The sequence below is a fragment of the Parabacteroides sp. AF14-59 genome (assembly GCF_003479515.1).
GTDB classification, from domain to species: domain Bacteria; phylum Bacteroidota; class Bacteroidia; order Bacteroidales; family Tannerellaceae; genus Parabacteroides; species Parabacteroides faecis.
This window is the reverse complement of record NZ_QUHH01000004.1, coordinates 157,363-179,640: the sequence shown is the minus strand read 5'-3', so window position 1 is coordinate 179,640 and position 22,278 is coordinate 157,363. Positions and strand designations below refer to the sequence as shown.

The 22,278-nt window shown below is 40.2% G+C and carries 18 protein-coding genes; 2 read left to right on the top strand and 16 right to left on the bottom strand.

Going from position 1 to position 22,278, the window contains the following annotated elements; all coding sequences use genetic code 11:
- Positions 1 to 9: 9 nt before the first annotated feature.
- The 13 genes from DWW23_RS06550 to DWW23_RS06490 all read right to left on the bottom strand — a co-directional run bounded on the left by DWW23_RS06550 (position 10) and on the right by DWW23_RS06490 (position 13,985).
- Positions 10 to 774: an SDR family NAD(P)-dependent oxidoreductase gene (locus DWW23_RS06550; protein WP_187576558.1), complete on the bottom strand. Its 765-nt coding sequence runs from the start codon at positions 772 to 774 to the stop codon at positions 10 to 12.
- On the bottom strand, positions 762 to 1,001 hold the full coding sequence (locus tag DWW23_RS06545) for an acyl carrier protein (RefSeq protein ID WP_122352472.1): 240 nt from the start codon (positions 999 to 1,001) through the stop codon (positions 762 to 764). The genes DWW23_RS06550 and DWW23_RS06545 overlap by 13 nt, the downstream gene beginning before the upstream one ends.
- Before the next feature lie 42 nt (positions 1,002 to 1,043).
- Complete coding sequence (locus DWW23_RS06540) at positions 1,044 to 2,165, bottom strand: glycosyltransferase family 4 protein (RefSeq protein WP_147382597.1); 1,122 nt, start codon at positions 2,163 to 2,165, stop codon at positions 1,044 to 1,046.
- Position 2,166: 1 nt separating this feature from the next.
- Entirely contained in the window at positions 2,167 to 3,060 is an 894-nt protein-coding gene (locus DWW23_RS06535) for a phosphorylcholine transferase LicD (protein WP_122352470.1), read from the bottom strand.
- Positions 3,057 to 4,076: an NAD-dependent epimerase/dehydratase family protein gene (locus DWW23_RS06530; RefSeq protein ID WP_158583163.1), complete on the bottom strand. Its 1,020-nt coding sequence runs from the start codon at positions 4,074 to 4,076 to the stop codon at positions 3,057 to 3,059. The genes DWW23_RS06535 and DWW23_RS06530 overlap by 4 nt, the downstream gene beginning before the upstream one ends.
- Positions 4,077 to 4,128: 52 nt before the next feature.
- Positions 4,129 to 4,845 carry a 2-C-methyl-D-erythritol 4-phosphate cytidylyltransferase gene (locus DWW23_RS06525; protein WP_122352468.1) on the bottom strand — a complete coding sequence of 239 codons (717 nt, stop codon included), beginning with the start codon at positions 4,843 to 4,845 and terminating at the stop codon, positions 4,129 to 4,131.
- 16 nt (positions 4,846 to 4,861) lie between these two features.
- Entirely contained in the window at positions 4,862 to 5,977 is a 1,116-nt protein-coding gene (locus DWW23_RS06520) for a glycoside hydrolase family 99-like domain-containing protein (RefSeq protein ID WP_122352467.1), read from the bottom strand.
- Positions 5,978 to 6,084: 107 nt separating this feature from the next.
- Entirely contained in the window at positions 6,085 to 7,332 is a 1,248-nt protein-coding gene (locus tag DWW23_RS06515; RefSeq protein WP_122352466.1) for an O-antigen polymerase, read from the bottom strand.
- Positions 7,333 to 7,337: 5 nt separating this feature from the next.
- Positions 7,338 to 8,357, bottom strand: coding sequence for a glycosyltransferase family 2 protein (locus DWW23_RS06510; RefSeq protein ID WP_122352465.1), 1,020 nt, complete (start codon positions 8,355 to 8,357; stop codon positions 7,338 to 7,340).
- Between the two features lies 1 nt (position 8,358).
- The gene (locus DWW23_RS06505) at positions 8,359 to 9,801 is read right to left on the bottom strand and encodes a lipopolysaccharide biosynthesis protein (protein ID WP_122352464.1); all 1,443 of its coding nucleotides are present in this window, start codon (positions 9,799 to 9,801) and stop codon (positions 8,359 to 8,361) included.
- Positions 9,794 to 10,729: a UDP-glucuronic acid decarboxylase family protein gene (locus DWW23_RS06500; RefSeq protein ID WP_122352463.1), complete on the bottom strand. Its 936-nt coding sequence runs from the start codon at positions 10,727 to 10,729 to the stop codon at positions 9,794 to 9,796. The genes DWW23_RS06505 and DWW23_RS06500 overlap by 8 nt, the downstream gene beginning before the upstream one ends.
- A complete protein-coding gene (locus DWW23_RS06495; protein ID WP_122352462.1) occupies positions 10,726 to 12,042 on the bottom strand; it encodes a UDP-glucose/GDP-mannose dehydrogenase family protein in 1,317 nt (438 codons plus the stop codon). The genes DWW23_RS06500 and DWW23_RS06495 overlap by 4 nt, the downstream gene beginning before the upstream one ends.
- Positions 12,043 to 12,050: 8 nt before the next feature.
- Positions 12,051 to 13,985, bottom strand: a complete 1,935-nt coding sequence (locus DWW23_RS06490) for a UDP-N-acetylglucosamine 4,6-dehydratase family protein (protein WP_187576559.1) — start codon at positions 13,983 to 13,985, stop codon at positions 12,051 to 12,053.
- 437 nt (positions 13,986 to 14,422) lie between these two features.
- On the opposite strand from DWW23_RS06490, the gene DWW23_RS27035 reads away from it, so the two are divergent.
- Positions 14,423 to 14,632 carry a PD-(D/E)XK nuclease family transposase gene (locus DWW23_RS27035; RefSeq protein ID WP_309568336.1) on the top strand — a complete coding sequence of 70 codons (210 nt, stop codon included), beginning with the start codon at positions 14,423 to 14,425 and terminating at the stop codon, positions 14,630 to 14,632.
- A 100-nt stretch (positions 14,633 to 14,732) separates the two neighbouring features.
- Entirely contained in the window at positions 14,733 to 15,224 is a 492-nt protein-coding gene (locus tag DWW23_RS27030; RefSeq protein WP_309568337.1) for an Rpn family recombination-promoting nuclease/putative transposase, read from the top strand.
- Positions 15,225 to 15,322: 98 nt separating this feature from the next.
- Here DWW23_RS27030 and DWW23_RS06480 read toward each other — a convergent pair whose 3' ends face one another.
- The 3 genes from DWW23_RS06480 to DWW23_RS06470 are packed head-to-tail and all read right to left on the bottom strand — an operon-like array spanning position 15,323 to position 22,228.
- Complete coding sequence (locus DWW23_RS06480) at positions 15,323 to 17,599, bottom strand: GH92 family glycosyl hydrolase (protein ID WP_122352461.1); 2,277 nt, start codon at positions 17,597 to 17,599, stop codon at positions 15,323 to 15,325.
- Positions 17,600 to 17,623: 24 nt separating this feature from the next.
- Entirely contained in the window at positions 17,624 to 19,894 is a 2,271-nt protein-coding gene (locus DWW23_RS06475; protein ID WP_122352460.1) for a GH92 family glycosyl hydrolase, read from the bottom strand.
- Between the two features lie 18 nt (positions 19,895 to 19,912).
- Positions 19,913 to 22,228, bottom strand: a complete 2,316-nt coding sequence (locus DWW23_RS06470; protein WP_122352459.1) for a GH92 family glycosyl hydrolase — start codon at positions 22,226 to 22,228, stop codon at positions 19,913 to 19,915.
- Between the last annotated feature and the right edge of the window lie 50 nt (positions 22,229 to 22,278).

The window sequence follows — 22,278 nt, the reverse complement described above, 5'->3', positions numbered from 1 at the left end:
ACCTTATGATTATACTAAAGTTAATTCACCTCCACCTGTTATATCTATAGCCGACCCCGTCATCCAAACGGAAGCATCCGAAAGTAGATAAACCGCCAAATAAGCGATATCTTCCGGTTTTCCGTACCGCTGTAAAGGATACGATTTTTGTACCTCATTATAATCAGCCCCCGTCTTAGTTTCATCCTTTCGAGTCAAGTTCGTCCAAACCATAGCCGGACAAATACTATTCACACGAATCTGACGTGACGCCAACTCCAAACCTAGTACCTTGGCATAAGATAAAATCGCACCTTTTGAAGCAGCATAAAGCGCATTGCCTACGGTCGGAGCAAAAGCCGCACGGGAAGCTATAAAAACAATAGAAGCTCCTTTGAATATTTTTTTCTTTCGCAACAATATACGTTGCAATAAAATCGGCGCATTGAAATTAATAGCCATTATGTTTTCTATATCCGAAGATTTAAGCATCTTACACAACATTCGCTCCTGTATTCCCGCACAATGCACGACTCCATCCAACGGAGGAAGCTTGTTCACTAAAAGATCAATATCCCCTTCCTCGGACAAATCGGACAAGATCATTTGATGTCCTTCACCTTCCATCTGTGATAAGGTTTTACATAGACGTTCCTCATTGCGAGCGGTAATATACACGTTAGCCCCCAGTCGAGAGCACTCCACCGCAATAGAACGTCCGATACCGGAAGAAGCCCCTGTCACAAGAAGTGTCTTACCCTCCAATGAAAAAGGATTATAATTCAACCTATGCATCCTTTAGCACACACGATTTCAAACAAATCACCTATAGTTTCAGCTTTTCTTAAGTCATCTGCCTTGATCTCCACACCATATATCTCATCAACCATGGCGATAATAGAGAGGGTTGTCAACGAACTCCACTCTTCCAATTCTCGAAACTTCGTTTCAGCCGTAAACAAGTCAGTCGCTGTATCATCAAATTGATCCGCAAAATTTTGTACAAAATCTTTTATTTCCATAATAACAAATTTTTAATCCTCATTAAAAGTAAAATCCTAAAACTATAAATACAATTTATAAATATTGATCAGAGAATTTTGAGCTTCTTCTAATATAAATCTCTTTATCGACAAAGCAGCCATTGAAGACATTTTCAAACGTAAATTCTTATCATTTACAAGTAGCAGAAGGTCTTTCACAAACGTTAAACTATCACCCTGAGGATAGATAAAACCATTTATACCCACCTCAACCAATTCTCGATGTCCTCTATCCTCACTTACAACGACAGGAAGTCCCGAATAGAGTTCCTCTGCAACATTCAAACCTAATCCTTCTGATAAACTTGATGATATTCCTATATCAGAAAGGGCTATTAAATCACCTATATTTTTACAATATCCAAGAAAATCCACATAAGAAGATAGGTCCTGATCCGATGCGTATTTTTTCATTTTTTGCAACAAAGGTCCATCACCAGCAAATATTATTTTGCAATTAGGGCATTCCTTAACCAGATCAGGAACACAATCCAACACAAACTGATGATTTTTTCTCTTGATAAATTCAGCAATATAAATAATAATAACAAGATTATGATCATATCCATATTGTTTTCTTAACTTAAGTCTCAAAGAATCATCAGTAACATATAGACGATTTGTATCAACCCCTACTCCCGGAATCAAATAAGTACTTACATTCTTAAATCCTCTATTTTTCACTAATTCATAATCCTCTTTATTTATTGTCAATAAAACATCTGTGTATCGAGATAAATATTTTTCCAAAGGATAATAAATAATCCAATATATAAAAGGAGATCTTTTATAAAAGTAAAATCCATGTGCTGTATAGAACAATTTTAACCCAATATTTTCCCGAAAAGATCTTGCGGACAATCTCGCCACAACAGACGCTATTGGTGTATGACAATGAATTATGTCATACTGTTCTTTTTTAATAAGTTTCTTAAGATGAATATAGGCAACTATATTTTTAATACTCCAAGGAGAACGTTGAATACATAAATTAATTTGTCTATCAACAAAAGGCACTTCTATATCAGATCCATTAGCCGCACAATGAACTATACAACCATTATCTTTAAGCCATTTTATATAAGGTATATGAAAAGCAATAAAATGCTTATGAACATTAGCAACAAAAAGTACCTTTTTCATATCATTCCTCAATTTTAACACATGTGTAAAAATGTCGTTCTCTTTTTTCTATAGATGGAATTTGCATATAATCCCCATAAAGATTTCTCAAATATGTATCTGAATCATATGGTATATCAACATTAACATTTTCAAAACTAGCATCAACAACAGGGAAAAAAGTACTTCGTGTAAGACATTCTCCTCTACTCATTTTTCTTCCTGTAGGTATTGTACAATATTTCATACCCCTACTATTTGACGCAAAACGATCAAACAAATCATAAAGTCTAGATTTTCCTATGAAAGAAAAAACAAAGCCTATCAAACATCTTAAATTATAATAAATTAAGTACTTTCGTTTCACAGAATATACACTTAATCGTTTACTTCTCAATTTATACTCAGCCACGGACAATACTATAATTCGAAAAATATCAAGTGCTATACATTTCAAAAAACGGCATAAAACAAAATTTGGCATTTTTTCTATCGGATAAATATCAACAAGAACACCTGAAATTATAGAATCATCCCACAACCCTTTTAATATTGTTCTTTTTTTAGATATCTGCATAAATAAAGAATTACTTTCATTTTTATATCTAGGTACTGATAAATTATATTTATCTGAAAGCTCCTTCTCAAACACCTCCTTCAATTTATCATAATCTTCTCTTGGCATCATCATGTCTAAGTCATCATCCCAAGGAATAAAACCTTTATGCCTGACAGTACCCAATACAGACCCTCCACCCAACATCAAAGTAAGACCATATTTATCACATATCGATTTAACATCGATATAAATGGATAATAGACACTTTTTCAAGGCATCTCTTTCTTCATCAGTCAATTCATAAAAAAGATCTGACTGCCTCGCTATTTCATTTAAATAATCAGATGTTCTTTTCATTCCAAAGCATTATTACAACATTTTACTACTCGACTAATACCATCTTCCAAGGAAACTCGAGGTTTCCAGCCTAAAGATTCCAATTGAAACGTATCCAATCTCACTCTTTTATAATCACAATAAACATTCGGTAGTCTTTCCGGAATGTCATAATCTATACGTAAGCCTTTAACGGGGCTTAAACCCAACAACATATCAGCTAAATCTCGAATACCAATCTCCTCTGTCTCATTGGCAAGGTTATACGCCAATGATTTCTCTCCATAAAAAAGAATATACATCAGCCCAACTACCGTATCCGTCACATAGCAAAACGCCCGCAGCACATTCCCTTTGCTCTTTAAAACAATATTACGGCCTTGTATCGCATACTTCAACAGATCGGCCATCACTCTTCCATCATTCTCCAATTTCATACCTGGACCATAGGTATGAGCAATACGAACCGAGTTAAAGTCAACCCCATATTGCAGAGAATAACTCTTGCACAAACTCTCCGCAGCACGCTTGCTCTCTGGATAACACGAACGTGCATCCAAGCAATCCAAATATCCAAAAGAGGTTTCTGTCAAAGAGTTTCTTTCTACATTCGCTCCATATACCTCTCTTGTAGAAGCAAATATCACCTTTTTCACAGCCTTGTCCTTAGCGCATTCCAATACATTGATCGTACCCAACAGATTACTTTTCATAATCCCCACAGGATCATTCTCTATATAATAAGGACTCGCATTTCCGGCAAAGTGAAATATATAATCCAATCGCCCCTCCAAATGGATAGGCATACATACATCTTGAGTCAATAACTCAAAATGAGGATCATCCAAAAAATCTGCGAACAATTCCTCGGATCTCTGCCGGTTGCGTGACAAGGCTATGACATGGATATTGATCCTTCTCTCCCTTACAAGAGATATTAGAAGGTAAACCACATACGTGGCGATCATCCCATTCGCTCCTGTCACCAAACAACATTTGTTGTCCAAGCGATCCCAAGGAAGAGTGGTTGCCATCATCTCTCGCACATCGTTCCAGACAAAGTCATTCTTATACCTAAACATAAATCAATTAAAAACCAAATATTTGTTGATTCTCATGCACGTCCACCATCGCCTTGAAAATAAAATAGTCCGTTGGTGTCGTGATCTTTATATTCTCCATCGGACCAATCATCGTGTGTAATTTATATCCATAGCTGCTCATCATGGAACAACTATCAATAAAATCATGCCGTCCCTCGCCCCGAGCCTTTCGGTGAGCTGCCAATATATCAGACAGCACAAAACTCTGCGGAGCCCTCGCCACAAAAGAATCCTTACGAGAAGGTATCTCCAAATCTCCATCCGATTTGGAGACCACGAATGTCTCTATAGCAGGGATGCAAGTGATACACGAGCCAAATTGACGAACGGCTTCTATGTTATCAGAGATGGTCTGTTCGGTAATCAGCGGACGAACCCCATCATGGATCAGCACACAACTATCCAGCGGAAACAATCGCTCCGCCTCCACCAATCCATTATGGATAGAATCTTGTCCCGTATCCCCTCCAGGAACAATAGAACGAAGCTTCATAATATCAAACTTATGGATTAATTTTTCCAGATAAGGAATCCATCCCTCCAAACAGGCCACAATAATCCCGTCTATATCCGGATGATTGTCAAAAAGCTCCAATGTATAAATAATGATTGGCTTCCCTCGTAACTCCAAGAATTGCTTCGGCTTAGCCACCGTATTCATACGCTTACCTGAGCCACCAGCGAAGATTAGGGCGATGTTCATGATATATTCATTTTAATCATTCAGCAGCCTCATCCAAGGCTTCTCTCAAAGCTTTGATATATCCTTTTCCCCACTTCAAATCAGGCTCCATATAATTACCCTCGGCCCACTCATTCCATGACTTAAGGAAAATAACCTTATCCTCATCCGGTTTATCTTTAATCCTATTCAATATCATCTTCACATGTTTCTTAAATAATGCGGGAGTGGAATTATGATAAATCAAAGATGAAATCCCCCTTCTTGGCGAAGGATCCCACATGGGAACAACAGTTGGATAAATTGTAGGTAATTCGAATTTATCTGTATCAATTGCTTTTATAGCATTCGAATACTCTACCACATTCATAGGATATTTAAATAGTTTTGATAAATATTGATTTATCACAAAACTTTTAATCTTATGAAAAATAGATCGTTCAAAATTCAAGACCGAACTGATTCGGCAAAGAGAAATAGCATCAAAAACTTTAATTTTTCCAGAATCCAAATCATTGATATTTTCAGAGTTTGCGATAAAGAAGAAGGAAGGCAACCCATTTAAACCTGCCAATTCATTCCAAGTATTTTTAAACAACTCAAAATCAGGCATTCGTTTTGCATCATATATTAAAAATAGTAATCTATCATGTACACGCAAATACCGAGAGTCCTTAAACGCAGGCAATAGACGATAAAAATGTTGTATCATATCCTCTTTTCCCGGGTAGTTTTGTTCCATTAACGTTTTAGAAACGACATTTGACTTCCTAATATTCCAATTTTTACTCATCCATGAATGATTAGCCCATCCTAAACAAAATGGGAAATCCGGCTGATTAGATTGAACAACTTCATCAAACGGACGTTCCAGCAACTCTTTTCCATTACCAAACCAATAATGCCAATAACAAAAAGCGGTAACTCCTGCTTCCTTAGCCAATTCAGCCTGCTGTTGACGCACCTCCGATAATCTCAAATCATAAAACCCTAAATCAGCAGGAATCCTGGGTTGATAATGCTCCTTAAACAAAGGCTTGGCACTTGCTACGTTTGTCCACTCTGTAAACCCTTTTCCCCACCATTCATCATTCTCTGGTATTGGATGAAATTGGGGCAAATAAAATGCTATTACTTTTACTTTACTAGACATTATAATATTACTTTATCATTTTCACTATACTAATTCTTGTTTATCAAATTTGAGAACTAACAATTTAATCCAACACATAGATTCTATTGATCTGAATATTATTCTATTTATCTACAAGAAATTTTAGATTTTGTTTTAGTTATAGAAAAACTTGTTTTCAAGAACAGATAAACAATAAGGTTTAAAGCGAACTCTATTACATAATTTTCAGCCCAAGAAAATCCCCCTATAAATAACTTCAAATAAACGAAAGAAAAAAAACAGACCCCTTCTATACTATAACGCTTTAACTTCAACATATTTAATGAAAAAAACAGAACAAACAATGCCATAACAAAAGTCAAATAAGGACCTATATCCACATAGATACTACCCACAAAAGTATAGAACTTAGTAATCCATCGTGTTCCTGATGTAAAATTCACAAAAGCATCATTTCCAAACAACATTTCACATCCATAAATACCATATCCAAAATCAGTTATAGGATATACACTTACATTCCAATGTAAAAAAGACATTCCCGCATAACTCAGTAATGATGTTATACCATTATATTCCTCGTAAAAACTATAATTAGAGTCTAAGTCTCCAAATCTAGAAACAGTAACAATTAGAAAATAATTCACAAATATCACCAAATAAACAATAATCACCCTATTAATTTGCTTAACTAAGCGAACAGGAATTTTTTTAAAAAAGATCAAATAAGGCACCATTATAGACATAAAAATAATCAAAAATAGCCCCCTAGAGCCATTCATTAAAGCCAACATAGACTGAGATAATACAAAACACATTAACACTATTAATGCCAAATATTTTCTTTTACCAATAATCAACATAAAAAAACTTATAGTAACCATAAAAATCTTTATGCTAGAATTAAATACAACAAATAGTTGTTCAATGAAAGAATTGTAATTAAAAGCCACTTCTAATTCTTCAGAGGCTTCTTTAGCCTCTGCCCATTCTCCAGAACTAATATTTAACACAACTGTTCCTATAGACAAATAAAAAACCACTATAGTTGACAAGATATATACAAACATCAATATATATATCTTGTTCCATCTCCCGTCTGTATAGATATTGGTAAGATTACACAAGTCTACCTTACAAAAATACCAAGTAAACATGATAAATACAGGAAATAAGTACAAGAAAGGCTCCAATGTAACATCATCAAGATCATGCAATAATTCTATTGAAATCAAATACCTAGGTATCGCCATAATTGCTACAGTAGTATATAACACTATCAATATAATCCCTAATATATTTTTGCGATTACTCCTCAGATAGCACAACAATAGGACAATATAAAGCAGAGCATTAACTATTACGTAGATCATAAAACCTATCTTATAATTTTTTTCATGCAAACCATCATAATCAAAACAGTAAACAGCAACATATCAGATAATCTATGTATAAAATATAAGCCTATGGAAATTTTTTCTATTCTATTATTAGTTGTATATTTATTAAATTTCATATCGCTATAAAATCCAACAATCCCCCTATACTTTTCATTTATATTCATTTTATCAGAAGATAAAATATATTCACCCCAAACTCGAATAGATCTATAAATACTATGTAATAAAATATCCTGAAAATCTATATCTTTAATTTCTCTTATATAAGATTTTTTATACAGAATAAAATCCATCAACATAGCAACCTCTCTCTTTGATATATGACTTTGTATCCTATCCATAAAAGAGTTAGGTCTTATATAGTATAAATATGTAACTTTATTAATGTACGAAAAAGATTGAACATATCTTTCTACATTAAAAGAAAAATATAGATCTTCACAATGATGTCCAGGTATACAACGTATACAGTTTTTCTTTAAAAAGGATAGACTATACAGCTTATTCCATGTAAACACAGGGAATAAATGATTTTCTAGATAATGATAATTCATTAATATTCCAACACCTCTTCTACTTATATTTTCCAACTGTAGGTGTTCAGATACCATTCCATTCATATTTATGGATTGACTTGATCCCACAATCATATCTACCTTCTCTTCCATCATCCTATCATACAACACCTGTATGCAATCCGGCGTAATCTCATCATCACTATCCATGAAATACAGGTATTCTCCCTGAGCATTGTCTATAGCTGTATTTTTTGTAGCCCCAGTACCTATATTATGTGGATGCTCTATGATTTTTACGTCTTTCCCTCTGGGATGATCCTTGATGGTTTGACGAACAATATCCATACTGTTATCCGTACCTCGGTCATCTACTAATAAAAACTCGATACTTTCAAATGTTTGGTTCAAAGCTGAAAGTAAAGCACGCTCCACATAGGGAGCCACATTGTAGATCGGCATAGACAAAGTGACTTTATACATCCTATCTAAATTTTTTGATCAATAATAACACTTGTTGAAATTCTCGTATCCGAAAAATAAAACCGAGTAGTATATAAATAACGAAGGCAACAATACAACCCAACGCAAGCCGTAACAACAACGTACCTCCATTAAGAAACATTTGGTAGAGATAAATACTTATCCCCATTCCCAATGAAAGCAAGAAAAAGGGTATTATATTTCGGGCTTGTTTCTCATATCCGGAACTTATCACCTTCCTTGAGTAATAAATGATGATTCCCATATCAAAGAAATTATAAAGTACGATTCCCCAACACAAGATACGGACTCCGAACGGCAACGTGGCACACAAAATACCGATAGCCACCACTTTCTTTATGATCTCTGCCCTCAAGAAATAGTCTGAACGACCTTTCACGTTCAATATCTGATTGTTGATAACCATCACCGGATACCACATATACGCAAAGCATAAGATGGACAACAGTTCCGCCGAAGGAAGCCACTTGTCCGTCAATAGCAATCTCACCAGAGATTCTGCCAACACACCTAACATCGTCATCAGAGGAAATATGATATAACATGACATCCGTAAGTATTGTATAAAAGAGGCATTCAACCGCTCATCATCATCTTGCATCTCACATTGCAAGGGATAGATTGCACGAGTTATGATCCCGACAATATTAATAGATGGAAAACCGGCTAATTGATAGGACCGATTATAGAACCCCACATCCATAGCAGAATATCTCCTTCCAATAACGAGGCTGTATAGGTTTATATAAATAGTATGCAACAATCCTGACAACAGTAACTTAGAACCAAAGAAAAACAAAGACTTGAACGCCCCCCAAGAAAAACACCACAAAGGCATCCACCTCGCAAACATCCACAGTAGAAGCGTATTTAAGAAACTACTTGATAACGTTTGGAACACCAACGCCCATACCCCGTATCCTTGATAAGCCAAAAGAACACCTATCAGACCGCTTACAATCACCGCAACCAAGGAGGCTTTCGCCTGCGTCCTGAAATCCATACGAATCATCAGTTTAGCCCGTTGAACAACAGAGAGACCGTTCAATATGAGACTTAAACCCACCCATCTCGTCACATCCGTAAGCGCTGGCTCCCGATAAAACGAAGCGATATAAGGTGCGACAGCAAACAATACCCCATAAATAATCAAAGCGATAAGGATATTGAAATAAAATACCGTAGAAAAGTCCACTTCTGTCCGGTCTTTTTTCTGGATCAAGGCATTCGAGAAACCGCTATCCACGAATGTCTGAGCAATCGCCAAGAAGATACCCAACATAGCGATCAATCCGTATTCCGAAGGTAATACCAAGCGAGCTATAATAATAGTCAGCGCAAACTGTATCCCTTGCACAGAAAACCGTTCAATAGCACTCCACATCACACCTTTTACGGCTCGATGCTTTACAGAATCACTCATGTAATTTTACAAAATAAGCAATTGCTTTCTTTAACCCTTCTTCCAATGGAATTTTAGGTTCCCAATCCAATTTCTCTTTCGCCAATGTAATATCAGGTCTTCTCTGTTTCGGATCGTCACCTGGTAACGGGCAATACACAATCTTTGAGGTCGAATGCGTCAACTCAATCACCTTCTCTGCCAATTCCAACATGGTGAACTCTCCGGGGTTTCCCGTATTCATCGGACCGATAAAGTCATCACTGGTTGCCATCATTCGGATCATGGCTTCTATCAAATCGTCTACGTATTGGAAACTTCTAGTTTGAGTTCCATCTCCATAGATTGTGATATCTTCACCTTTTAACGCTTGTACGATGAAATTAGAAACGACACGTCCGTCATTCGGATTCATTCGTGGACCATACGTATTGAAGATGCGGATGATTTTAATTCGTACACCGTTCTGACGATGATAGTCCATAAACAAAGTTTCGGCTGCGCGTTTGCCTTCATCGTAACAACTACGAATTCCAATTGGGTTCACATTTCCCCAATAAGATTCTACCTGCGGATGAATAGCCGGATCTCCATACACTTCGCTGGTCGATGCCTGGAGAATCTTTGCTTTAGTTCGTTTAGCCAACCCCAACATATTCATTGCTCCATAAATGGAGGTTTTCATTGTCTTGATGGCATTATATTGATAATGAGGAGGCGATGCAGGACAAGCCAAATTATAAATCTCATCGACCTCAGCATAATAGGGAGAGGTTACATCGTGACGAACCAACTCAAAGTTGTCATACTGCAACAGGTGACGAATATTATCCTTACTTCCGGTAAAATAATTATCCAGGCAAATCACATCATTGCCTTCTTTCACCAAACGTTCACATAAATGGGAACCAAGAAAACCGGCTCCACCTGTTACTAATATACGTTTCATTTTTGTCCGATTCTCGAATAAATAAAACCTAACTCTTTCAATTCTTCACCATCATAGATATTCCGTCCATCCACAACCACGTAATTCTTCATGGCTTTACGGATGATAGCCCAACTAGGCATACGGAATTGTTTCCACTCCGTCATCAAAGCAATAGCATCTGCATCGATCACTGCTTCATACATATCCTTACAATAAGTGACTACATCCCCTATCCTACGCTTTGTTTCATCCATAGCTATAGGATCGAATACATTGACCACAGCACCTGCTTTCAGGAGTTTATCAATCACAACCAACGCAGGAGCTTCGCGCATATCGTCTGTTTCAGGTTTAAAAGACAATCCCCACATAGCAATAGTTTTACCTTTCAGATCTCCATTAAAAGCCTTACTCAATTTATCAAACACAATATTCTTTTGCTCTTCATTTACCGATTCTACAGCTTCTATAACACGCATGTGGTATCCGTTTTCTATTCCCGTATGCAATAGAGCTTTTACATCCTTTGGAAAGCAGGAACCTCCATACCCACAACCGGCATACAGGAAACGGCTACCGATACGGGAATCCGCCCCCATACCTTTACGCACATTGTCTACATTTGCTCCGATACGTTCACAGAGATTTGCTATATCGTTCATAAAGCTGATACGGGTTGCTAACATGGCATTTGCTGCATATTTCGTCATTTCAGCTGAAGGAACATCCATGATCAGGATGGGATAGCCATTCAATGTGAAAGGACGGTATAATTTCTCCATCATTTTCTTTGCCTGTTCACTTTCAACTCCGACCACCACCCGGTCCGGAGCCATAAAGTCTTTAATGGCTGCTCCTTCTTTCAGAAATTCAGGATTAGATGCCACATCAAAAGGTATAGCAACTCCCCGTTTATTTAATTCTTCCTGAATAGCAGCCTTTACTTTCTGGGCAGTTCCAACCGGAACCGTACTTTTCGTTACAAGTAATGTATATTTATTGATGAAACGACCAACTGTATGTGCCACATCTAAAACATATCTCAAATCGGCACTTCCATCTTCTTCTGGGGGAGTTCCTACAGCACTGAAAACAACAGATACATTATCTAAACAAGTGGTTAAATCAGTTGTGAAATGTAACCTACCTGCTTCTACATTTTTTTTAACCAAGTCTTCTAAGCCTGGTTCATAGATTGGCATTACACCTGACTGCAAAGCTTTTATCTTCGCTTCATTGATATCCACACAGGTCACATCTACTCCCATTTCAGAGAAACAAGTACCTGTAACCAGGCCTACATAGCCTGTTCCTACAATTGCAATATTCATTATTAGAATTATTTATCCAGTTTTTCGTACTCCGAATTCTTACTCATGAACTCCGGCACAATCGATTTCATCACTTTCACTGTTTCCAACTTTTCTACTCGAATAGCCAAATTTACCAAATGCGAAACGATAGTTGATATATCAGTAAAATTATATTCCCTCACTTTCGCATGAAAGATTTTAGTATTGTTTGTAGGAAGAGTATTTTCTTTGGTTGCCAGCAACTCTTCATACAACTTCTCACCCGGACGAAGACCGGTATATTTTATTTCAATATCTTTTTCAGGGATAAGACCGGCCAATTCTATCATTCGACGTGCTAGGTCGGCAATCTTTACTGGAGTACCCATATCAAATACGAAAATCTCATTTCCTTTTCCCATAAAAGCTGCTTCCAAAACAAGACGACAGGCTTCAGGGATCGTCATGAAATAACGGATAATATCAGGATGGGTGACTGTTAAAGGGCCGCCTTTCGCCAGCTGTTCACGGAAACGAGGAATAACAGAACCGTTACTACCTAATACATTACCAAAGCGGGTAGTGATAAAACGGGTTTTTCCCGGGTGTAATCCTTTGCTTATCGCAATACTCAGGCTTTGCACATAGATCTCTGCCAGGCGTTTGGAAGCCCCCATCACATTGGTTGGATTGACTGCCTTATCGGTAGAGATCATAATAAATTTATCTGTTCCATATTTTACGGACATGTCAGCCATATTACGGGTTCCCTGGACATTGGTATGTACAGCTTCACAAGGATTTTCCTCCATCAGAGGGACATGTTTATAGGCTGCTGCATGAAAGACATATTGGGGATGGAAACTTTTAAAAACACTTTCTACACGGGCTAGCATCCGGACATCACCCATAATCGGAGTAAAAACAACATCCGGGAATCGGTCTTCCAACTCCAGACGAATGGTATGCATAGGTGTCTCGGCACTGTCAAACAAGATCAGTTGCTTCAAACCAAATGTACAAAGTTGTCGACAAAGTTCACTGCCGATAGATCCGGCAGCACCTGTAACCATAACGACTTTACCCCCTAATTCATCTGCAATCTCTTTCAGATTAATATTAATTTCATCACGTCCTAACAGATCTTCGATACGGACCTCCGGTAGATTTCGTAAATTGACTGTCCCCCCTTTTAACTCATCCACAGTAGGAAGCATCAACATACGAACCTTTTTCCGCTCACAATAACGAACCAGGCGCTCACTTTCTGCTTTTACTGCATGATAGTCGGTAAACAAAATAGCCTTGATACCTTTTCGGTTTACCAAACCATTAAATTCCAACTGATCCTTTACCGAATAGACCGGACATCCTCCTATGCGGATCTTACTTCTTTTTCCTATTCGTATATATCCTTCGATCTGATAATTATCAGATTGTTTCCAAAGAGAAATCGCAGGCGAATTAGAGACAGCGTCTTCCTCCCTGTAAATTAACAGCTTTTCGTTATTGGAAGCCACACTTTTGACTATCATGCTATACATTATTATTAATAAAGCACGAAATATTGTCAAAACGAAGAAAGTCAGGAATAGGTCAAGCAGACCTCCTAAAAAGATTTGTAGAAAAGATAACGAGTGGATAAAAAAGGAAAGAGCAGAAGTCATCAAAGCAACTTTCACAAAAGAGGCAATAGCAATACGCCCCGTTTCTGTAAAAGTTGAATGACGAATAATACCTTTATAAGTCTGGCAGGAAAGAAAACTGATTGTACTGCAAACGATAGCAAAGAGGCTTATATAAATAAACTCATGTATCGGCAGATTTATTTTCAAAATATTGCCAAGGGTCGCAAAAACTAAAAAAGTAGATAAAACTGAGAAAAATAGGTCTATAAAAAAGATTATCCAGCGATTAAAGTATTTTTGCTTCGAGAACAGAATGATAAGATCGTTGATTTTCAACACATTAATACTAGCCATATTTCACAAAAATGTTCGTCAGTCCCAAAATGAAACTAACACTTAAAGCTTATTTTTCAAAGCATACATAAGAAAAAGAGTGACTAGAAAAAACGATCGTTTTTTTTAGTCACTCTTTTTCTGTTTAAAATCGTTAATTGTTGATTAACAGATATTTTGCTAAATTCAAAGACAGCATATTGATATTTAAGAGAATAATTATTCAGAAAACACTTTGATTATTGGATTATAAAGAATACTTTTGCACACGAATAAATGACTAAAAAAAACGATCGTTTTTCCTAGTCATTTCACTTCAATTCAATCAATTATTCATCCTTATTTCTTAATTTATATATATAGATACAAAAACAATTCTATTTTTACACCGTGTATTAAAGAATAATTGCATACATTTGCTGAAACTCTATTTACAGAGGTAACTAAAACAATTGATTATGAACAAATTTGTTAATCCATTCTCAGACTACGGCTGGAAAAAGATTTTTGGCAGTGAAGTAAGTAAAGATCTTATCATCAGTTTCCTTAATGAAGTCATTCAACAAGAAGTAATCGTAGACATCACCTTTCGCAAAAAAGCCGACAGAAATACTTCTCCGACAGAATGCTGTATTATGCATCATTTGCTATCCAACAACAATCCATGATCGTAAAGAGAAGTTGGAGAAGGAACCGGATGAAAGGATTCGCAAACGGTGGAACTATCACATAAGTAAAGTATATGTCATTTGCGTACTAAACTATATCATGGAACCATCACGTTCGGAGAAATACCGTTGGGATATTGTACGCATGGATCGGGAACTGAAGATTCCTTTCAGTGAAACGCTTAATGAAATCTATCTGGAAATGCCGAAATTTGTATTACCTTTGCATGAGTGTGATACGCTTTATAAGAAGTGGTTATATGTATTAAATAATATCGAGATCATGGAACGATTACCTGAAGAACTGAATAATCAGATATTCCGCAAACTGAAAAGTATTGTGGAAGTAGAAAGAATGACTCCTGATCAACGACTGGAATATGAACTGAGCCTCTCTGTAGAACGTGACCTTTCCGCTGCACTCGATACCAGTTTTGATGATGGCATGGAGAAAGGGGTAGAAAAAGGAAAGGTTGAAGGAAAAGCAGAAGAACAACGCCTTATTGCTGCTAATTTCAAAAAGAAGGGAATTAATATCGAAACAATTGCCCAATGTACAGGTCTGTCAGTCGAAGAAATTGATAAATTGTAACTTATCCATTATAAAAAATCAGCAAAGTAGCTACTATCTATACTACTTTGCTGATTTTTTTTAAGTATTTTCCGGATCAAACGCGAAAAAAGAGGTCATTATTGAGGCATCGGAGCTGCTGAAGGCGGAGGAGTCTTTGTTCCCCATGTCTTATTGGCTTTCGGTCCCATCTCCAGTTCCAGCAGACCGCCCTGAGCGATGTCGCTGTGCTGGAACCACGGTTGGTTCAACACTTCACCGTTCAGGCGGGCAGACTGTACGTACTTGTTCTCAGGAGAAGCATTATTTGCTTTGACCTCGAATGTATTACCATTACCCAGGTCGACCTTCACATCCGTAAATACCGGGCTACCTATATTATATGTAGGCGAACCGGGAGTAACCGGATAGAATCCCATCTGACTGAAGACAACGAAAGCAGACATACCACCACCGTCTTCATCACCAGGAACACCCATCACGTCGTTACGGAACCACTGGTTCAACAACGTACGGATACGCTTCTGTGTCTTCCAGGGCTGACCGGCGTAGTTGTACAGATACGGGATATGCAAACTCGGTTCGTTCGCCATCGAGAACATACCCACATTACCGGTATGGTCGGGAAGGAAGGAGTAAAAACTCCATTTAGACATACCCAGCGGTTCGTTGAACATAGAATCGAGAGCCGAAGTGAAAGCTTTGTCTCCACCGATCATAGAGATCAGGTCGCCGATATTATGCTGTACGTCCCAACGGTATACATATCCGTTATTCTCGTCGTAGTAATCGCGTGCACCCAGACCACCATCGTAACGGTAATCCATCGGCTCGATGAACTTGCCGTCCTTATCCTTCGGATGGAAGAAACGGGTATCGGGGTTGAAGAGGTTACGGTAGTTGTACGATTCGCGCAGGTAATGTTTAGCTTCGTCAGTCTTACCCAGTTCAGCAGCGATCTGTGAAAGACACCACTGGTCGTAAGCCGTACCCAAGGTAACAGCTACCGGCTGGCGTTTTTCCCAGGGAGAAACATTGGCTACAGTCTCTTTTTCGCCTGGTTTCAATGCCGGGATATAACCGTGTTCCTTATAGAAATCATCCAACCATCCGGCAGGTGCAGCCGACCAGGGGATCAGTGTTTTCTCTTCGATACCTTTCTTTGAGGCAATATAAGCCTTTTCCAGGTCGAAGCCACGTAAACCTTTCTTCCAGGCATCGATCACGGTGGCTACGGCATGGTTGGAGTTCATACGACGCGAATCGCCGGTAACTTCCGGGAAGGTCGGCATCCAGTTCGTACCCATCTGTTCTGCCATCAGCAGGAAGGAGTTGATGATATCGCTTTCACGTTCGTTATCGATCAGGATACGCAACGGGTGGGTTGCACGGTATGTATCCCAAATCCAGTCGTCGGTATAGAAAGGACGACCTCCGTCTTCATGTACCTGGCCGTCGAAAGCACTGTAATAGCGTCCGTCTTCACTCAGGTTGACCGGACGTTCGTAGCAACGGTACAGGGAGGTGTAGAATACCACCTTGTCGTCTTCCGTTCCGCCTTGAGCCTGTATCTTGCCGAGGGCATCGTTCCAGTCGTTACGGGCGATCTTGGCAACCACATCGACATCATAGGCGGCAATCTCACGTTCCAGGTTCTTCTTAGCCTGTTCTTCGCTGATAAATGAGATACCGTAACGTACACCCAGCTTCTTTACATCATTTCCATAAGAGAGGACAAGAGCAGCGTCTTTTCCTTCTACTGATGTTTCGCCGTACTTCACAGTGTTGTCGCTCAATACGCCGGATTTCTGCGGTGTCTTGTCGGTTTCTGCATAAAGGTATACTTTTGTTTTCCGGTCGACGAACTGGTAACCGCTGACGTTCTTACCGTCGGTCTTCAACTGTCCGTTACGGCTGTTGAAGATCAGGTAGGCAGGACCTTCGCCTTCAAACGTAATACCATAAACGGCACTCTGGTGAGACGGGGCAAAATCTACGTCGATATTGTTGTCGTCCAGATATACCTGATAGCGATAAGGATAGATCTTTTCCTGATCGTAGCTGTAGTTGATAACCGGTTTCAGTCCGGATTCCTCTCCCTGGTACGGACTCAGGTTGAAAGCGGAACTACCGCGGTGGCTGGTCACGATAACAGGCAGTCCGCTCAACAGGTCGCCGGTAAAGTCGGCACGCTCCGGATATACGCGAAGCATACTGTTAGGCAGATGTACAGTCGGATAGGTCGGCACCAGCAGGTGACTGATATTTCCCATGTAAGGGTTCACATAGTCCACCGGGCTTTTTTGCGGGGAAGACATATCTCCCCCGGAGGCACAAGAGGCCAGTAAAAAGATGGAAGCCAAAAAGGCTACGGGTGTCTTGAATCTTTTAATCATTTTTCTGCTATAATTTATAATTGTTTATTCAGCTGACTTCGGACGGTTCTCAGGTGCTGCCCCGAACTGCTTGTTCGGAGTATTTCCCATGACAAACGTCAAATTACCGCCTTTCATAATATCGTCATACAAAATGTATGACTTATCATACGGCTGGCCGTTCAGTGTAACAGACTGGATATAGATATTATCCTTACTGTTGTTCTGTGCAACCACATCAAATGTCTTTCCGCCTTTTAAACGAACGGAGGCCTTACCGAACAACGGACTGCCGAAGACAAACACGCCGTTTGAAGGATTTACCTGATAGAATCCCAGAGCAGACATCACATGCCAGGCAGACATCTGTCCGCAGTCTTCGTTTCCGATGATCCCTTCCGGCTGGTCCGTATAGAATTCATCCTGGATATAACGTACCTTCTCGGCAGTCTTCCACTGTTCGCCGGCATAAGGGTACAGGTAAGCAACGTGATGACTCGGTTCGTTGCCATGTGCATACTGGCCGATCAGACCGCTGATATCGCTGGATGCGCCCTCTCCCATATCGCCTTCAACAACGAACAACGAATCGAGCTTGGTTATGAAAGCAGCGTCGCCTCCCAGTATTTCGATCATACCTTCCGGATGCTGGGGTACGAAGAATGTATATTGCCATCCTGTACCTTCCGTAAAGTCTCCCACTCCATGAATAGAACGGAACGGATCGTACGGTGTACGCCAGCTGCCGTCATCCATCTTAGGACGGACAAAGTTAATGTCCCGGTCATAATACTGAGCATAATATTTACCACGTTTCAGGAAATTCTCATAATCCTCCTGCTTACCCATTTTCTTAGCCATCAGTGCTGTACCCCAGTCGTCTGCCGCATATTCCATAGCAATGGAAGTGGCTTCATGGACTTTATCACAAGGGATATATCCTTTTTCAAGCACGTAAGGGACACCATTTTGTTTCTCGTAAGTCGCAGTACCTTTCATTGTCTGAAAAGCGCGTTCCGCATCGAAACCGTTAAAGCCTTTCAGATAAGCATCGGCAATAACAGGTACGGAGCTATATCCCGGCATACAGTTGGTTTCGCCTCCTACCAGATGCCAGATAGGAAGTTTGCCCTGCTGGTCGTAGATACTCAGGAAGGAATTGACGATATCGTCCACCTTCTCCGGTGCGATGATGGTATACAAGGGATTCAATGTACGGTAAGTATCCCACAAAGAGAAAGTGGAATAATTCGTCCAGTTTGTATCTGTATAGACTTTGTCGTCCTGTCTGCGAAACTCCCCGTTCACATCGCAATATAATGTCGGAGCAATGAATGTATGATAAACGGCTGTATAGAAAATCTTCTTAGCACGCTCGTCGGGGGTATCAACCACCACACAAGCCAGTTGGTCATTCCATTTGGAGACAGCTTCCTGGTGTACCTGGTCAAAATTCCAATGTGACAATTCCGCCTGCATATTCTTCAACGCATTCTCACAGCTGACGGAAGAGATGGCTACTTTCGCCTGCACATCTTTGGTGCCTTCTTTGAAAGAAACGACACCTTTCACCTTTTCGCCGGTCAACTCGTCGGTACCTGCCGGTTCGTCGTCATTGAATACTTCGAGTGAAGCGACAGGCTGGTCGAATTTCATGGTAAAGAAGACTTTATGCTGCGGACTCCAGCCATGCGAGAAGCGATAGCCTTCTACCGTATAGTCATCGATCTTCTTCAGATATGTATCGTACGCACGGTCGCCGTTCCCTTCTTTCAGGTTGATCAGCAAATGAGCCGGTTCGTTCTGCGGGAAAGCATAGCGGTGCATAGCGACACGTTCGGTAGCTGTCAGTTCGACATGAACGCCATTGTCTAAAAGTAAAGAGTAATAACCGGGACTTACCGATTCGTTTTCATGCCGGTAGTAAGAGGAACAAGCTCCTTCAATGTTATCCTGTTCACCACGTGCCGTACGGACCTTGCCGGTAAAAGGCATGACCAGGATATCCCCCAGGTCGGCACATCCGGTTCCGCTCAGATGGGTATGGCTGAAACCTATCAATACACTATCCGAATAATGATACCCCGAACACCAGTCCCATCCTTTATGGATGTTCTGCGGGCCGATCTGTACGGCTCCGAACGGGACGTTCGCCCCGACAAATACATGACCGTGTTCACCTGATCCGATATAAGGATCTACATAAGAAACGTAATCCGTCTCCGTTGCCGTCTTCTCTGTCGTCTGGCAAGAGAATACGAAAGATGTCAGGCACACAACCAGGCCTGACATCATCCATTGTTTTTTCACATTCATATTATAATTAATATATTGTTATTTCTTCTTTTTTTCATCTACAGAGAATGAATAAGGAAGATCTTCCGGGTTAACGCCCCGGTTCAGATTCGGCTTGTCGCCCATCTTGATATCGAGAACACCACCTTTCAGCAGTTCGTTATGATCGAGATAATTCTTTGTATAGTTCACGCCGTTGAACGACATCGATTCGATATAGATATTCTTGTCGCTGTTATCGGGAGCGTTGATCACCAGGTTCTTGCCGTTCTCGAAATGTAAAGTAGCCTTCTTGAACAACGGAGCACCCAACACATACTGGGTCGTACCCGGAGCAACCGGATAGAAACCAAGAGCAGAGAATACATACCAGGCAGAAGTCTGGCCGTTATCTTCGTCACCACAATACCCGTCCGGTGTCGGGGTGTACATCTTGTTCATCACTTCACGCAGCCAGTACTGAGCTTTCCAGGGCTGTCCGGCATAGTTATACAGGTAGATCATATGCTGGATCGGCTGGTTACCATGAGCATAGTTACCCATGTTCATAATCTGCATTTCACGGATCTCGTGGATCACCTGGCCGTAATAGCTATCGTCGAACAATGGCGGAACGGCAAATACGGAATCGAGCATCATAACGAAAGAATCTTTTCCTCCCATCAAGTCGATCAGTCCCTGAGGATCATGGAAAACAGACCAGGTGTAATGCCAGCTGTTTCCTTCCGTAAAGGCATCACCCCATTTCAACGGAGAGAACGGTGACTGGAATTTACCGTCGGCGTTCTTACCACGCATCAGTTTGGTTTCCTTATCATACAGGTTCTTATAGTTCATAGCACGCTTTGCATACAGGTCGAGTTCCTTTTTCGGACGGCCCAGTTCTTTAGCGATCTGGTAGATACACCAGTCGTTATAAGCATATTCCAACGTACGGGCTGCATTCTCATTGATCTTCACGTCGTAAGGAACATAACCCAGTTTGTTGTAATATTCATGTCCCAAACGGCCGGTTGAAGAAACAGTCGGATGTACATTCTCCGTACCGTGGATCAAACCTTTGTACAGGGTTTCCAGATCATCCACTTTCACACCTTTCATATAAGCGTCGACCAGGATGGAAGCCGAGTTGTTACCTACCATGCAACCACGATGTCCCGGACTTGCCCATTCCGGGAAGAAGCCGCTTTCCTTATATGTATTGATCAAACCTTCCTGCATCTCTTTGTTCATCGACGGATACATCAGATTCAGGAATGGGAACAGGGCACGGAAGGTATCCCAGAAACCGGTATCCGTAAACATATATCCCGGCAGTACTTCGCCGTTATACGGACTGTAATGAACGACATTTCCGGCTGCATCGATTTCGTAGAACTTACGAGGGAACAGCAGGGAACGGTACATGCAGGAATAGAATGTACGATACTGGTCTAACGTACCGCCTTCCACTTCGATCTTACCCAGCACATCGTTCCAGGCTTGTTTGCCTTTGGAAACCAGGGTATCGAAATTATCGTTACCCAACTCTTTCATATTGATGGCGGCCTGGTCGAAGCTGATAAAAGAAGATGCGACTTTGGCATGAACGATTTCTCCTTTCTTTGTCTTGAAACCGATCACAGCTCCCACATGGCTCGAAGTCTGTTCTTTCGCGCCTTCTTTCAAAGAATTATCGGCGAAAGTGGCTTCGTAAGTGAAAGGTTTATCGAACTCGATAATGAAATAGTTCTTGAAGTTCTCAGGAACACCACCGCTATTCTTGGTCGAGTAGCCGATGATCTTGTTTTCTTCCGGGATGACTTTGATATAAGATCCATTATCCAGTGCATCGACAACAATGTAGGAATGGTCGTTTTCCGGGAAAGTGAAACGGAACAGTGCTGCACGGTCGGTCGGCGTCAGTTCGGTTATCACATCATGGTCAGCCAGATAGGCTTTATAATAATAAGGTTTAGCCACCTCGCTCTTATGAGAGAACCAGCTGGCACGTTTATCCTGATCGAACTCCGGAGTACCTACCACCGGCATAATCGCGAACTGTCCGTAATCGTTGATCCACGGGCTTGGTTGATGGGTTTGCTTGAAACCACGAATTTTATTTGCCGTATAGACATACTGCCATCCGTCTCCCATCTTTCCGGTCTGTGGCGTCCAGAAATTCATACCCCAGGGACGCGCAATAGCCGGATAGGTATTTCCTGTCGACAGCTCGAAACTCGATTGAGTTCCCATCAACGGCATTGCATACTCTACCGGATCGAAGGCACCCGTACCGGTAGCTGCCATAGCAGGCTTCCCTACCCAGGCCATCATCGTGACCAAAGCAAGAGCCAATACACTTTTCTTATTCATGTTTTACTTATTTTTAGTTGATATATCACAAGTTTAAATTTAGCCAAATC